The following is a 13,383-nucleotide window of genomic DNA, read 5'->3' on the forward strand; positions in this document are numbered from 1 at the left end:
CGGCTATCTCCTCGAACCCCGTTTCGGCGGTACGACGCTCGCCGTCGTCGGATGCGGATTCGAGCGATACGCCTGCTGTTTCGACATGGACGCATGCGAGGCAGACGTCGCAGGAGCAACGTTCTGAGAAACCTCGGGCTTCACCCGTTCGCCCGAATTGGTGTAGTACGCGTAATAGTATTCGGATCCAGAACCCTCAACGAACGTGGCGCATACGCCGATCACCTTAGCGTTGGCCTTCTGCAGCTGCTCGTAAGCCTCCATTAGCTCAGAACGCTTCGTCAGATTCGGTCGAACGACCATAATCGTCGCATCAACGAGCGTCGAAAGGATGGCAGCATCCACGAACGTGCCAACCGGCGGCATGTCGAAGATCACATAGTCGTAGCCTCTTTCCAGCTGACTCACCAGACGGCTGAAGCGCTTCGATGAGATCAAGTCGGCTGGATTCGGAATATTCGGCTCGGTATCGAGAAACTGCAGGTTAGCTGTCGTCGTGCTTACCACGGCAGCATCCAGCGGCGCAGCATCGGACAGCACCGCGTACAGACCCGACGAAGCACGCACCTTCAGCATCGAAGCTAAGCTGCGCCGTCGCATATCCGCCTCGACGAGCAGCACGCGCTTTCCGGCCGTCGCCATCGCTTGCGCTAGATTGACTGAAACGGTCGACTTCCCCTCGTTTGGCACCGAACTCGTAATGACGATGGATTTGATGGGCTCGTCAACTGACATGAACCGGATGTTCGCGAACAGCGTCTTCGCCGCGTTCTGTATCTCGAGTTGGTTTGAAGACTGCTTTTTCTTCTTGGCCATGATCCCCTCCTAGCCCTTGATGGTTGGAATCCGGCCGATAATCGGCAATCCGAGCAGTTCTTCCGCTTCCTCCGCATTGCGCACGCGCGTATTCACCATATCGATGAGCACAACGATGGCAACAGCCAAGAAAATGCCCGCGAGGAACGCGACGGCGGTGTACATCGCGCGTGGAGGGCCGGAAGGAGCGGCGGGCTCTACCGCCTTGTCGATGGCGTTGACCGCGCGCACGTCCATAGCTTCCTGCGCGACGTTGTCAGTGGTCGCGGCCAGCTGGTTCGCGACGATGGCGACGGACTGCGCCGACTCCCCCGTGACGGTGAGCGTGAGCACGCGCGTCGTGGTCGCGCTCGTGACCTTGATGTCATATCCGGCGAGCGAGTCCATATGCAGCGCCGACGCGGCGTCGCTGAGCACGCGATCGCGCTCGATAAGGGCCGCCACGTCGTTCGTGAGCATCTGGCTGGCCGTCAAGTCAGTGTTCGACACGCCGCTCGACTCGCTGTCCGATTTCGTCAGCACATACATCGAAACGCTGGCCGAATACTGGTTCGGCAAAAACAGCCATGCGAAGGCCGCCATCGCTATTGCGCACGCAATGGGAAGCGCGATAACGAGCTTCAGATGCTTTCGCAGAAGCTTTATCAATTCCAGAAGAGTCATGAACGTCCTTTACGCATGGTTACCTGCCTGAGCTTGATCGCAGAAGCCATCACAATGACTCCGTCGCATTTGAAGCTGGCCCGTCGCCCTCTTGGGGTTCGCCCGACGTGCTTGCTGTATCGGTCGTATCGGAGGACTCGGCGCCTGCAGTGGGTGCGGCGTTCGGATCCTCGCCCGCATCAACCCGCTGCATCATCTCCGTCCAGCCCGGATACTCCGTCACTACGTAGCTTATGCCGTCGATCGTGGTTGTGGACGAGGGCACGAGCCCCGAATAGAACGTCACGGCTCCGGCTGTTTGGAATTTCTGAGCCAGTTCGATAATCTCGTTGAGACCATAGTCAGTGCTCACACATTCAGCAAGCTGCTGGACGGTGCCGGGAAGTTCGAGCGGCGATACATCGAGCACCTTCTTGACGATGGCCTGGGCCAGTATCCGCTGGTTGTCGGCGCGTTGGAAATCGCCGCGCGTGTATCCGTAGCGTTCACGCGCAAACGCGAGCGCCTGTTCGCCGTTGAGCAGCTGCTCTCCGGCTTCGATGCGCTTTCCGGTATTGCTTGAGCCGGTTTCATCGTTGGTGACGGGTACGTTCACCCACACCCCGCCTAGCGTATCGACGAGTGTCTCGAGTTCCTGAAAGTGTATTTCCGCATAGTGGGTGATGGGCACGCCGGCAAATTTCGACACCGCATCCACCGCCCCAGCCGCACCGTCAAAGGCATACGCCGCATTGATCTTCTGTCGGCCGTGACCAGGTAGCTCGACCATCGTGTCGCGCGGAATGGAGACCATGGTGATAGTGCCGTTCTGCGGATCGACGCGCGTGAGGATGATGACATCGGAGCGAGAGGCCTCGTCGCTCTCGCGCGCGTCCGAACCCAGCACGAGCATGTAGAACGGCTTATCCTTCGTCTCGGCAGTCACCGGCTGAAGAGCGGCCTTCAGATTATCGGCCTCCTGCTTGTTGTCGAAGGAAAGCGCCTGATTGATGGAATTGAGGTACAAAGCCGCCGCGCCGCCCACCAGTCCGAACACGCACACGATAGCCGCGAGCGTGATAAGAACGGCTTTGCGCGCCGAATGCTTTTTGCGCTTCTTGCGAACGCGGAGGATCTCTTCGGAACGCGAGAGATCGGGAGCAGCCATAAGGCGTGAATCGGTAGGCGCAGATGCGGCTCGTCGAGCGCTGGAACGTTGATTCGGCGGCGGCACCACAGGACGAAATGCCGCAGGCTGCGATTCAGGCGGTATTACATCATGCTGTTGATGGTGTCTTGCAGGCTCGGGACCGGGAATTCGGGAGTTCTCTCTCATTTAGAGGACCCCCCCCCCGACTGTCCGGTCGTACGGGCGCTATCGCGCGAACCGGAGCGGCCGCAGCAAAACAAACCGATTCCGAGCACAGGCAAACCGCTCGGGCAGCAAAAGCTCGAGCGGTACTTAGATCGTTTATCCGCGTGATGCAGCACATGAGAATAAAAAAGGCTCCGTTTTTCTCTATCGTAACGTCAGCCAATAAGGCACACGCATCAAGCGCGCCAATGGCGGTACGTTATTCACCCGTTTAAATATCATACTGGGTAGACTACGGTTTGACAACGAAAAAGCGCTGAATGGAGTCCCCCCCCCCCCGCACCTCATTCACGTTTTATACATACTTGTCAGTCTTATAATTACCCTGTGTAATCATATTCCGGTGCGAACCGAAGGAGCTCCCGCGGGTCCTCGATCACCGCATCCGCACCGGCCTTCCGCAGGCCCGCAGCACCATGGTAGCCCCATGCAGCTCCGAGTGAAAACACGCCCGCATTGCGCGAAACCGCGACATCGGTACCCGAGTCCCCCACATACACCGTCTGAGCGGGCGTCGAATCCAACTCTGCAATCGTGCGCAGCAGGCCGGTCGGATCAGGCTTGCGCGGAATCTCCTCGCTCTCGCCGTGCATCACATCGAAAATGTCCGGGAGATACAGGTTGATGACATCATGCACGCCCGCGTCGAACTTGTTGGACAGCACGCCGAGGCGGACACCGCGCCCTTTCAGCTCCTGAAGCGTCTCGACCATATGCGGGTAGGCCCGAGTTAGTTTATTGCCGATGATCGGGTACAGCTCCTTCCAGCGGCGCATGGTGGCGTCAGCCTGCTCGGATGTTGCTGTGGCGGGAACAGCCAGGCGAATAAGCGCTTCGGCCCCGGCACCGACGAAGCTGTGGATCTCGTCACGCGTACGGCTGGGGAACCCTTGCTCGCGCAACGCCTCGTTCGTGAGTTCTACGAGGTCGGGTAGTGTGTCGAGCAGCGTGCCGTCCAGATCGAAAACGAACGTATTGTATACGGGTATGGTTTGCTGGCTCATTGTCTACTGCCTTTCATTGGATGTGAAGTGCGCACTCGAGGATGCGTCGGCATATACTACAAAACCCGCCGCAGCGGGTTTCGTGAATGTCGATGGAGCGGGTGACGGGACTCGAACCCGCGAATACAAGCTTGGGAAGCTATTTCCATCCCGAGCTCCATTTCCGAGAAAACCGCTCGTCACCTGCAAAATCGCTTTTAGAGTTTAGCGCATGGCGAGAAGTTCGTCAAAAAGTTCGTCAAATTTCAACTGTTTTCAAAACTGGACATCTGCAAGAGAAAAATCGAAGGGCACCGACAAACGCCGATGCCCTTCGTTGATTGCTGGAGCGGGCGACGGGACTCGAACCCGCGGTACAGGCTTGGGAAGCTTTTGCCCCACAAGCCGTCCTGCGGTTCGAGAGCGCCTTCTGACCTGCCCCTTTCTAAATCGGTGTTCATTAACGATACCATACACTGGAAAGTATACTGGAAAAAACTGGAAGAGTTAACCCCCTCCGAAACGCAAAACGGGCACCATCGAAAAGCGATGATGCCCGGTCAAGGCTGGAGCGGGCGACGGGAATCGAACCCGCGTTGTAAGCTTGGGAAGCTCAAGTTCTACCATTGAACCACGCCCGCGATTAAGCGAGAGACAGTATAGCGCATCGGAGCGGCATCTCATAGGAAATCCTCCTTAAGTTCATTCCTCCCCGCGGCCGCCGCCGGCGCCCGCGAGCCCGGGGGCGAGCCTGCCCACGTAGCGGTTCGCGAGCCCCCGCGTGGTCGCCGGGATGAAGCCGACGTAGAGGTCGAGCGTGTAGGACGCGTCCGCGTGGCCGAGCAGCACCGAGACCGTCTTGATGTTCTCCCCGCGGGCGAGGTTGATGGTGGCGAACGTGTGGCGCAGGGCGTAGGGCCGCGTGCCGGCGAACCCCGCCTTCCGGACGAACGCGTTCCACCTCTTCTTGAACGAGTTGTAGCCCCAGGGGTTGCCCGCCTCGCCCAGAAGCGGCGTGGAGCTCCTGAGGACGAGGCCCATCTCGCCGAGGGCCCGCCTCTTCTCCTCGATCCACGCCTCCACGACCGAGGCCGTGTACCTGTCGACGGGCACCGTGCGCATCGAGCTGTCCGACTTGGTGTAGCCCTCTATCCTGCCCGCGCGCTGGGCCGCCACTATCCTCACCTGCGCGTCGCCGCCGTCCTCGGCGGGGACGAAGGTCCCGACGCGCAGGGCGAGCATCTCCTCGGGGCGCATCCCCGTGGAGAACAGGAGGAGCACGGCGACCTTGGTCATGCCGAGCGGCAGCAGCGACGCCTGCTCCAGGAACCTCCCCGCCTCGTCCTCCATCAGCGGGTCGACGAGGGGGCGGCCCTTCTTGAAGCCCTTGGAGAGGAAGCGCTTCTTGGCGACGTTGCGCCCGACGTGCTCGCGGTCCACCGCGTCGTTGAGGACCTCCCTCACGAACTTGAGCACCTTCGACTGCATGGCGGGCCCGGCGACCCTCGGGGGCTTCAGCGGGTCCCTCCTCTTGAGCCTCCCCTCCCGGCGCAGCCTCTCCCTGTTCTCCTCGAGCCTCCTCGTCCGCTCCTCGGCCCACTCCCGGGAGAGCCGGGGCACGGCGAGCACGCAGCGCTCGACGTCCTCCGCGACGAGCTCCTTCAGGGGGATAGCCCCGATGGTAGCCTTGGCGTACTCCAGGTAGCGCCGCTCGTTCGCGACCGTCGCCGCCGAGATGGCGCCGGCGCGCCTGTCGACGTACCTCTCCGCGTACTCGCCGAAGGGCATCGCCGCCCACGCCGCCGCGTCGAGCCCGCCCTCGCCCTCGCGCTCGAGCGCGAGGGCGAGGGCGGCGTTCTTCTCCTCCTCGAACGCCTTCACCTGTCCGCGCAGGTCCACCTTCTTGTTGAGGGCGAACACAACCCGGGTGAGCTTCTTCTTCCCGCCGAAGTGCCGGCGGTGCTCCTCGGGGATGCGGATGGTGAGCTCGTAGGCGGTGGTGCGGGAGTCCTTGCGCCTGCGCCGTGGCGCGCCGCGCCTCGCGGCGGCCTCGTCGAGGTTGTAGGGCTTGTCGCAGTTGAGCGGCTGCACGGCGCGCCCCGTCAGGCGGACCTGAGGCCCTCGCCGCCGTGCAGGTAGTTCAGAAGGGCGAGCTTCGGCACGAGCCACTTCTTTCCCATGCGGCAGCCCTTGAGCGCCCCGCGCGCGAGCAGGCGGCGCACCTCCTGGCTGGTCGCGTGGGTGAACTCCGCGACTTGGGCGGTGGTCATCATGTAGGGGTACCCCTCGAGCGCGAACAGGTAGAGCCCGTCGGGGTCCGCGGCGCGCAGCCGCTCCTCGTCGATGCCGAGGTCGCCGTGCGGTTCGATCATGCCCGCTCCTTTCCCGGAATGCCTCGCGCCGCCCGCGCGGCGCCCCGCCCATCTTGGACGGCGCGGGCGCTCCCCGCAAGGGTGCGGCCGCGTCACCCGCACCCTTGAACGGAGGGCGGGGGAAGGCGCTGGCGCGGGCGGCCAGCTTGCGTCTCCCGCCGCGCTCGCGGCGGGGTGCCGCCTCCGGGGCGCGAGCGGGCGGACCGCCCGTTTCGCGAAAGCGTCCGTTGGCTGCACGGTTCGCACCGTACCTCCTCGGCGGCGCGGCGCGGGCGTTTGTCGCGTTCCCGGGAACAAATTGCATCCGAAACGGACGACTCCTTGCAAGAATGGAGGCTACGCTTTTCTTCTCCGTTGGCGGGTACGGAGCGGTTGGGGGAATCGGTTCTTTCCCGAATTAAGAAAGGGTTAATCAATCTGCGATGTTTTCTGGGATAAACTCTCCCCGAGCGTTATGTGGGAGAGGTGCACCGTGGATAGCCGCATTCTTGTCGTAGACGATGAACGGGAGATAGTCGAGCTTGTGAGTGCCCTGCTCGAGGGGGAGGGCTACACCGTCATACCGTGCTATGACGGCGACGAGGCCATGCGGAAAATCAGGCAGACCTCTTTCGACCTCGCTGTCCTTGACATAATGTTGCCCGGTCATGACGGCTACGAGCTCTGCCGTGCTCTGCGCAAGGAATCCGCATGCCCCATCATCATGCTTACCGCTCGCGACGCCGAGGTCGACAAGGTGATGGGGCTCTCCCTGGGCGCCGATGACTACATATCCAAGCCTTTCCTCCCGTTGGAGTTTGTCGCCCGGGTCAAGGCGCAGCTGAGGCGCTACCGGAACTACGGCGGAGAGAAGCGGGACGAGAGCAAAGAAGACGTGTGGAGCGTTCGGGGGCTCATGGTCGACGGTAGGCGACGCGTGTGCACCGTGAACGGCCGCGAGGTGTCCCTCACCAAAACAGAGTTCTCGATCCTTTTGGAGCTCTGCCGGGCACGGGGCTCCGTTGTGAGCTCCGACGATCTGTACTATCGGGTTTTCGGCGAGGAGTATTACGCGAGGGGCAGCGGGTCCATCGCCGTGCACATCAGGCATCTGAGAGAGAAGATGGGAGACAGCGGAGATGGCAGGGGATTCGTCAAGACCGTATGGGGATGCGGGTACCGTCTCGACTGACAATCCGGCAATGGGCTCGGCTTCTCATGTGCGCCGAGCCTTTCCACGGTGGGCTGTCAGGACAATCGTTTCTGCCGCCGTCGTCGCAGGGGCGCTTGTGCTGACGCTCTGGATCCTCGACACGTGCTTCAACGGCATGCTCGCCGAGTGGTTCGAGAGCACCTTCGCTCCAGTGGTCGAATACCAGGACTACCCGGATGGGCCTGTGTATCCAAGGACGCTGCTCAATCTGAATCTCATGAAAGTGACGGTGGTACTGTCGATTGTGCTGCTCGCCGCACTTTGGGCGTTCGCCACGGTGCGCGTGGGAAAGCGCATCGACGCAGCAGCGCGCGAGGAAACCGCACTTCGAGCCGCCGCGTACGCCGAGGCCGCCTTCTCGGCCGGAAGCTTCCAGAACGGGGATGTGCCTGAGCGTTTCGAGCGGCTCATGCGCGTTCTCGAGCAGGAGCGGGCCGATCGCGAGCGGGCATGGCGCGCCGCCCGCGATGAGATGTCGCGCAAGGATGATCTGGTAGCCTATCTCGCACACGACCTCAAGACGCCGCTCACGTCCGTCATCGGCTATGCCGACATGCTCGTTGAAGATCCCGACATGGCTCGCGAGCGCCGAGTTCGCTACGCCACGGCTATCAGATCAAAAGGGCTTCGCCTCGAGGGGCTCATCAACGAGTTCTTCGAGATAGCTCGCTACAACCTTCAGCACATCGAGCTCGCTGTCGGCCAGGTCGACCTTGGCCTGCTCGCCGAGCAGATGCGCGAGGAGATGTACCCGGCAGCCAGCCAGCACGGCAACGACCTGGTCTTCGACGTCCCGCGAGGAACCTTTGTGGAAGGGGATGCGGGCAAGCTCGCCCGCGCCATCGACAACGTCCTGCGCAACGCCGTAGCCTACAGCTACGAGGGCACGCCCATCAGGGTGACCTGCAGCGCAGATTCGTCTACGGTTGTTCTTTCCGTCGAGAACGAGGGGCCAACCATACCGCCTCGGAAGCTCTCGTCCATCTTCGACCGGTTCTACCGCGTCGATTCGGAGCGGTCGTCCGAGAAAGGCGGCTCGGGCCTCGGCCTCGCCATCGCCCGCGAGATCGTCGAGCGCCACGGCGGGACGATCGGTGCGTCGAGCGAGGGCGAAAGAACCGTCTTCTCGCTCTGCCTCCCTCGCGAAGCGGAGCGCGACCCCGAGCGTTAACGATTCCTTAAACAAACGTTCCAGCTTTCTTCGGTCTCTTCATCCTGTGTGTTAAGGACGCGGCTCCCTTCGTCTCGTAGGCTTGTGATCAGGCAAAAGACGAGAGATGAGGAGAAGCCCATCATGGAGCGAAAGCGTATCGCCGTGCTGTTCGGCGGCAGGTCGAGCGAGCACGACGTCTCGCTCGAGACCGCCGCGGCGTTCATGGAGCGCGTAGACCGGACGGTCTACGAAGTCGTACCTGTTTGGATCGAGCGCGAGTCCGGCGCGTGGAACATCATGGAGGACGGCGTGCCAGCGGAGCGGACCGTGCAGCGGCTTGAAGGCGCGCCCCGTGTCCGGGCGGCTCTTTCCCCGGACTGCTTCGTGCGCGGACTTGTGCTGCTCGAGGGGGCAAACGCCTTGCGGGTCGTGCGGCTGGACGCGGCGCTGCCGCTGCTGCACGGAAAGAACGGCGAGGACGGCACGGTGCAGGGCGCCTTCGAGCTCTCCGGCATCCCGGTAATCGGCTGTGGTGCGGAGTGCTCCGCCCTCTGCATGGACAAGCGGCTCGCGCATGTCGTCGCCGGCGCCGCCGGGGTGCCCTCTCCGCACTCCGTCCTTGTGATCAGGCAGGACTTCGAGCGGGCGGGCGTGCCGAGCGACGCCGCCTCGGTCGGGTTCCCCTGCTTCGTGAAGCCGGTGCGGGCGGGGTCGTCGATAGGCATTTCACTTGTCGAGCGCGCCTCCGAGCTCGAGACGGCGCTTCGCCTCGCCTTCGAGCATGATGACGAGGCGATTGTCGAGGAGCACGTCAAGGGATCCGAAGTCGGAGTCGCCGTCGTCGAGCGCCGCGGCGAGCTTTTGTGCGGAGAGCCGGACGAAATCGAGCTTGCCGGGGGATTCTTCGACTTCCACGAGAAGTACTCCCTCGAGACGTCGAGCATACACGTTCCGGCACGCATCTCGAAAGAGGAAAGGGACGAGGTCAGTATGCTCGCCCGGCGCGTGTTCCGCGCCCTCGGCTGTCGCGGTTTCGCGCGCGTCGACTTCTTTCGTGATGCGGACGGCCGCCTCCTCTTCAACGAGGTGAACACGGTTCCCGGGCTTACGGCCCATAGCAGGTTCCCCATGATGATGGGCGCCGCAGGGTGGACGTTCGAGCGCACCGTGAGCGAGATCCTTGCCGAGGGGGTTGGCCGATGAGCGAGCGGATCGTGCCTCTCGGATACTCTCTGTTTCTGGTAAACGCCGCGCATCCGATGCCGGCTCAGCCGCTTTCCGCGCAGCTGGAGCAGGTGCCGGGCACGAACGGCGCAGTCCTGCTGGAGCGAACCGCCGCCCGTGCGCTGCGCGGGCTGGTCTCGTCCGCCGGCGGAGACGGGCTTGTCCTGGCGGTTAGCGGGTTCAGAAGCCGCGAGGAGCAGGCAGCTATCTGGGACGAGGCCGTCGCCGAGAACGGCGTCGCCTTCGCGCGGTCGTACGTCGCGCGGCCAGGGTGCAGCGAGCACGAGACGGGCCTCGCGGTTGACGTGACGCTCGCGACGGAGCCGTACGATTTCATCCGACCGAGCTTTCCGGCCGAGGGCGTCGGGCGCGAGTTCAGGAGGCACGCCGCCCGCTTCGGATTCATCGAGCGCTACCGTGCAGGGGAGGAGCCCGTGACGGGTATCGCCGCCGAGCCCTGGCACTTCCGCTTCATCGGGGTGCACGCGCCGGTGGTCGAGCGGCTTGGCTTTTCCCTCGAGACGTATGTTGAACATCTCAGGAGAGAAACTTCGGCGAAGCGCCCGCTGCGTGCGCGCGGGCTGCGCATATGGTGGCAACCGGAGGGAGAGCCTGTGCAGCTGACTGCGTTACCGCTGGTCGAGGCATCCGTCACCAACGAGGGCGGCGTCGTTGTAGTCGAGAGCGACGGTCATGGGGCGTGACGTATGGGTCGACCGTTTCCGACCCGTTGCGGCGGCCATGGTCGTCGCCATCCACACGGCGCCGCTCGCAGAGGTTTCACCGGTGCTGGGCGAGGCGGTGGTCTACGGCGTCTTCCGCGTCGCCGTACCGTTCTTTCTCATGGTCGCGGGGCGCTACGTCCTCGCTCCTTTCATAACGCGCCATCCCGGATCGCGAGAGCGGGTGCGCCGCTACGTGCGGCGCTCGATCGCGACCTACCTTCTGGCCACGGCAGCGTACCTTCCCCTGATGGCCTATGCGGGGAACCTCCCCGGGAGCGTACCCGCGTTCCTGCTCTGGCTCCTCGTCGACGGTACCGTCTACCACCTGTGGTATTTCCCTGCACTCGTCCTCGGACTCGCGGTCTGCTGTGCTCTTTCCCGCCTTGGTGTAAGAGTGGCGCTCGTAGCGGCGGCAACGCTCTACCTCGTGGGCGTCGGCGGAGACAGCTACTTCGGGGCGGTCGGGGCGGCTGGTCCTCTCGAACCGTTGTACGGGGCCCTGTTCTCCTGCGTGGAATACACCCGCAACGGGCTGTTCTATGCTCCCCTGTTCCTAATGCTTGGCGCCGCGGCCTCGCCGGCTTCGAAGGGGTTCGTGCGGCGCGACGGCGCACTGCTCGCTGCCTCCCTTATTGGCGTTGCGGCAGAGGCTTGCGTCACGTCGGCGCTGGGATGGCAGAGGCACGACAGCATGTACCTCTCTCTTCCGTTGGCGTCATGGGCCCTGTTCCGCATCCTGTTGTCCGCGCGCCCCCGGACTCGGTGTCCCCTCGATGCCGTCGCGCCGGCGTCAGAGGCCGTCTACCTCGTCCATCCCTACGTGATCGTGGCGGTGCGCGGCGCCGCGCGTCTCGTTCCGGGCGTCGCGTCTCCCGCTCCGCTATTCGCTGCGACGCTCGCGCTCTCATTTGCAGTCGCCATGGTCACATTGCGCGCCGAATCAGCTATCCGTGCGGCAGCTGCTGGAGCGCGCGGCAAAGGAGCGGTGACTAAACGGCGCGAACACGAAAGGAAAGAGCGTGGGACTGAATGAACTCGAGGGCGCTGCGCCCGAGCCAGCGGAGGTTCCGGCGGATGCTCGAGCCTGGGTCGAGGTCGACCTTTCCGCTCTCGTGGCAAACTACGGTCGCATCGCGCGGCAGTTACCTCGCGGTTGCGAAGCGATGGCCGTGCTCAAGGCGGACGCCTACGGGCACGGCGCCGCAATGGTTGTGCGGGCGCTCGAGTGTGCGGGGTGCGCATCGGCGTGCGTGGCAACTCTCCAAGAGGCCGTCGAGCTGAGGGATGCGGGGTTCTCCGGCTCCGTTCTCGTGCTCGGGTGGACGCCGCCGGAGCTCGTCTGCGTCGCCGCACATCACGGTATAGCGCTCACCGCGGCGGATTCGGAGCACGCTCGGGCGCTGGCTGCGTTCGCCGATCTGCAGGGCCTCGAGGTGAACCTCCATCTTGCCGTCGACACGGGTATGCACCGCCTCGGGACCGCCTGGAACGATGTTGGGGCCGTTGCCGACTCGTTCGGCCTTCGCGGGGCGCGGGTGCGCGGCGTCTTCTCGCATCTTGCAGCAGCCGACGGCTCGTCGGAACGCGAGCGGCGGGTTACGGCTGCTCAGATTCGGAGGTTCGAACAGCTTGTGGCTGAGCTCAGGCGCCGCGGGCTTTCTTTCTGCGCGCATATGGCGAGCAGCTACGGCGCCTTGCGCTATTCGGAGGCGTGCTTCGACGCCGTTCGCATTGGCATCGCGCTCTACGGGGTCGCGAGCGATGCGGGTGAGCCGATGCCCCGAGAGATCGGGCTTGCCCCCGCACTTTCCCTGCGTGCTCGCGTCGCCAGCGTTCGCCACGTCCCGCCGGGCGAGGGAGTGGGATATGGGCTGCTGGGGGCTGCACCGACCGAACGGAGCATTGCGGTCGTAGCCATCGGCTATGCCGATGGCATATCGCGCGCCATTTCCGGCAGCGCGGTGGTTCTCATTGCCGGGAAGCGCTGCCCGGTAGTTGGCCGCGTGTGTATGGATCAGCTGATGGTTGATGCGACCGACGTCGAGCGGGTGTTGCCCGGAGACGTCGCGACCTTGATCGGCCGCGATGGCAAGGATGAGATTCGCGTCGAGGAGGTCGCCAAGGCGGCGGGCACCATCAGCAACGAGGTGCTCTCTAGGCTAGGGAGGAGACTTCCGAGGATCGTCGTTTGCTCGACCGCTTCTTGTTAAGGCTTCGGCTTGAAATGCGGCATGTAGCTCCTATCCACATTGCCCTGTCAGGCTACCCCATGGGGAACCTGACATTTTAACCGAACGTGCGCACTTTGCCTTCGAGGGGAATCCGTCGGCTTCCCGGCGGTACAGTACGCCTCGTCGCCTGGCTTTACGGGGTTCGATGTCCCCAATCCGGGGACAGACGTCGCCAGCTTGGGGACAACCGCCCACAAGCCGCGCGCCGGTTGGTACCGTGTCGGCGATTCCGATGGCTTCGAAAGCCCTCCCCGCGGGAAACGCGGGAAGGGCCGCGCAGGACAAGGAGACGGATGAAGCACGCCGACCTCATAGTCGCGAGGATGGAGCGGGCCCGGCAGGACCGCGGCATCAGCGTGGCCGAGCTCGGCAGGCGCATCGGCGTCGACCGCAAGAGGCTCTGGTACGTGCTCAACGGCAAGCGCTCGATGCACGTCGACGAGTTCGTCCGGCTCTGCGCCGTCCTGAACATGGGGCTCGGCTGCTTCCTCACCAAGGAGATGGCGGCCGACCTCGCTGCCGCCCGGAAGCGAATGGTCGACGAGTACGGGCCCGCCGGGCAGGCAGGCCCGTTCCGATTCCAGTGAGAGGGCCGCCCGTGGAGCGCATCACCCAGCATCCCGTCCCCCATACCGCCGAGGCGGACGCCGCGCAGCGCGGCGCGTCGCCT

13 protein-coding genes and 1 tRNA gene are annotated in these 13,383 nt (G+C 63.7%); 7 read left to right on the top strand and 7 right to left on the bottom strand.

The genetic code is table 11. From position 1 onward, the window contains the following. Positions 1-3 precede the first annotated feature (3 nt). The 7 genes from ABGT83_RS10330 to ABGT83_RS10360 all read right to left on the bottom strand — a co-directional run bounded on the left by ABGT83_RS10330 (position 4) and on the right by ABGT83_RS10360 (position 6,188). The gene (locus tag ABGT83_RS10330; RefSeq protein ID WP_103265437.1) at positions 4-816 is read right to left on the bottom strand and encodes a CpsD/CapB family tyrosine-protein kinase; all 813 of its coding nucleotides are present in this window, start codon (positions 814-816) and stop codon (positions 4-6) included. Positions 817-825: 9 nt separating this feature from the next. Then, positions 826-1,479: a YveK family protein gene (locus ABGT83_RS10335; RefSeq protein ID WP_346687426.1), complete on the bottom strand. Its 654-nt coding sequence runs from the start codon at positions 1,477-1,479 to the stop codon at positions 826-828. Positions 1,480-1,528: 49 nt separating this feature from the next. Then, positions 1,529-2,626 carry an LCP family protein gene (locus tag ABGT83_RS10340; protein ID WP_346687428.1) on the bottom strand — a complete coding sequence of 366 codons (1,098 nt, stop codon included), beginning with the start codon at positions 2,624-2,626 and terminating at the stop codon, positions 1,529-1,531. Positions 2,627-3,153: 527 nt separating this feature from the next. Next, complete coding sequence (locus ABGT83_RS10345) at positions 3,154-3,837, bottom strand: HAD family hydrolase (protein ID WP_239926562.1); 684 nt, start codon at positions 3,835-3,837, stop codon at positions 3,154-3,156. Positions 3,838-4,383: 546 nt separating this feature from the next. Continuing rightward, positions 4,384-4,457, bottom strand: a tRNA-Gly gene (locus ABGT83_RS10350). 61 nt (positions 4,458-4,518) lie between these two features. Further along, the gene (locus ABGT83_RS10355; RefSeq protein ID WP_346687430.1) at positions 4,519-5,907 is read right to left on the bottom strand and encodes a tyrosine-type recombinase/integrase; all 1,389 of its coding nucleotides are present in this window, start codon (positions 5,905-5,907) and stop codon (positions 4,519-4,521) included. Positions 5,908-5,918: 11 nt separating this feature from the next. Then, positions 5,919-6,188: a helix-turn-helix domain-containing protein gene (locus tag ABGT83_RS10360; RefSeq protein WP_346687431.1), complete on the bottom strand. Its 270-nt coding sequence runs from the start codon at positions 6,186-6,188 to the stop codon at positions 5,919-5,921. A 472-nt stretch (positions 6,189-6,660) separates the two neighbouring features. On the opposite strand from ABGT83_RS10360, the gene ABGT83_RS10365 reads away from it, so the two are divergent. From ABGT83_RS10365 to ABGT83_RS10395, 7 genes are all read left to right on the top strand, one after another. Next, positions 6,661-7,359 carry a response regulator transcription factor gene (locus ABGT83_RS10365; RefSeq protein ID WP_346687433.1) on the top strand — a complete coding sequence of 233 codons (699 nt, stop codon included), beginning with the start codon at positions 6,661-6,663 and terminating at the stop codon, positions 7,357-7,359. Positions 7,360-7,456: 97 nt separating this feature from the next. Continuing rightward, positions 7,457-8,551 carry a sensor histidine kinase gene (locus ABGT83_RS10370; RefSeq protein WP_346687435.1) on the top strand — a complete coding sequence of 365 codons (1,095 nt, stop codon included), beginning with the start codon at positions 7,457-7,459 and terminating at the stop codon, positions 8,549-8,551. A gap of 123 nt (positions 8,552-8,674) precedes the next feature. Then, positions 8,675-9,736: a D-alanine--D-alanine ligase family protein gene (locus ABGT83_RS10375; RefSeq protein WP_346687437.1), complete on the top strand. Its 1,062-nt coding sequence runs from the start codon at positions 8,675-8,677 to the stop codon at positions 9,734-9,736. Next, entirely contained in the window at positions 9,733-10,461 is a 729-nt protein-coding gene (locus tag ABGT83_RS10380; RefSeq protein WP_346687438.1) for a D-alanyl-D-alanine carboxypeptidase family protein, read from the top strand. Before ABGT83_RS10375 ends, ABGT83_RS10380 begins: the two co-directional genes overlap by 4 nt. Beyond that, entirely contained in the window at positions 10,451-11,515 is a 1,065-nt protein-coding gene (locus tag ABGT83_RS10385; protein ID WP_346687440.1) for an acyltransferase family protein, read from the top strand. The genes ABGT83_RS10380 and ABGT83_RS10385 overlap by 11 nt, the downstream gene beginning before the upstream one ends. After that, positions 11,502-12,692 carry an alanine racemase gene (gene alr / locus ABGT83_RS10390; protein ID WP_346687442.1) on the top strand — a complete coding sequence of 397 codons (1,191 nt, stop codon included), beginning with the start codon at positions 11,502-11,504 and terminating at the stop codon, positions 12,690-12,692. Before ABGT83_RS10385 ends, alr begins: the two co-directional genes overlap by 14 nt. A gap of 314 nt (positions 12,693-13,006) precedes the next feature. Continuing rightward, positions 13,007-13,300, top strand: a complete 294-nt coding sequence (locus ABGT83_RS10395; protein WP_346687443.1) for a helix-turn-helix transcriptional regulator — start codon at positions 13,007-13,009, stop codon at positions 13,298-13,300. Positions 13,301-13,383: the final 83 nt, after the last annotated feature.

Origin of the sequence: Enteroscipio rubneri (genome assembly GCF_963929405.1) — a bacterium.
Classification (GTDB): Bacteria; Actinomycetota; Coriobacteriia; order Coriobacteriales; family Eggerthellaceae; genus Enteroscipio; species Enteroscipio rubneri.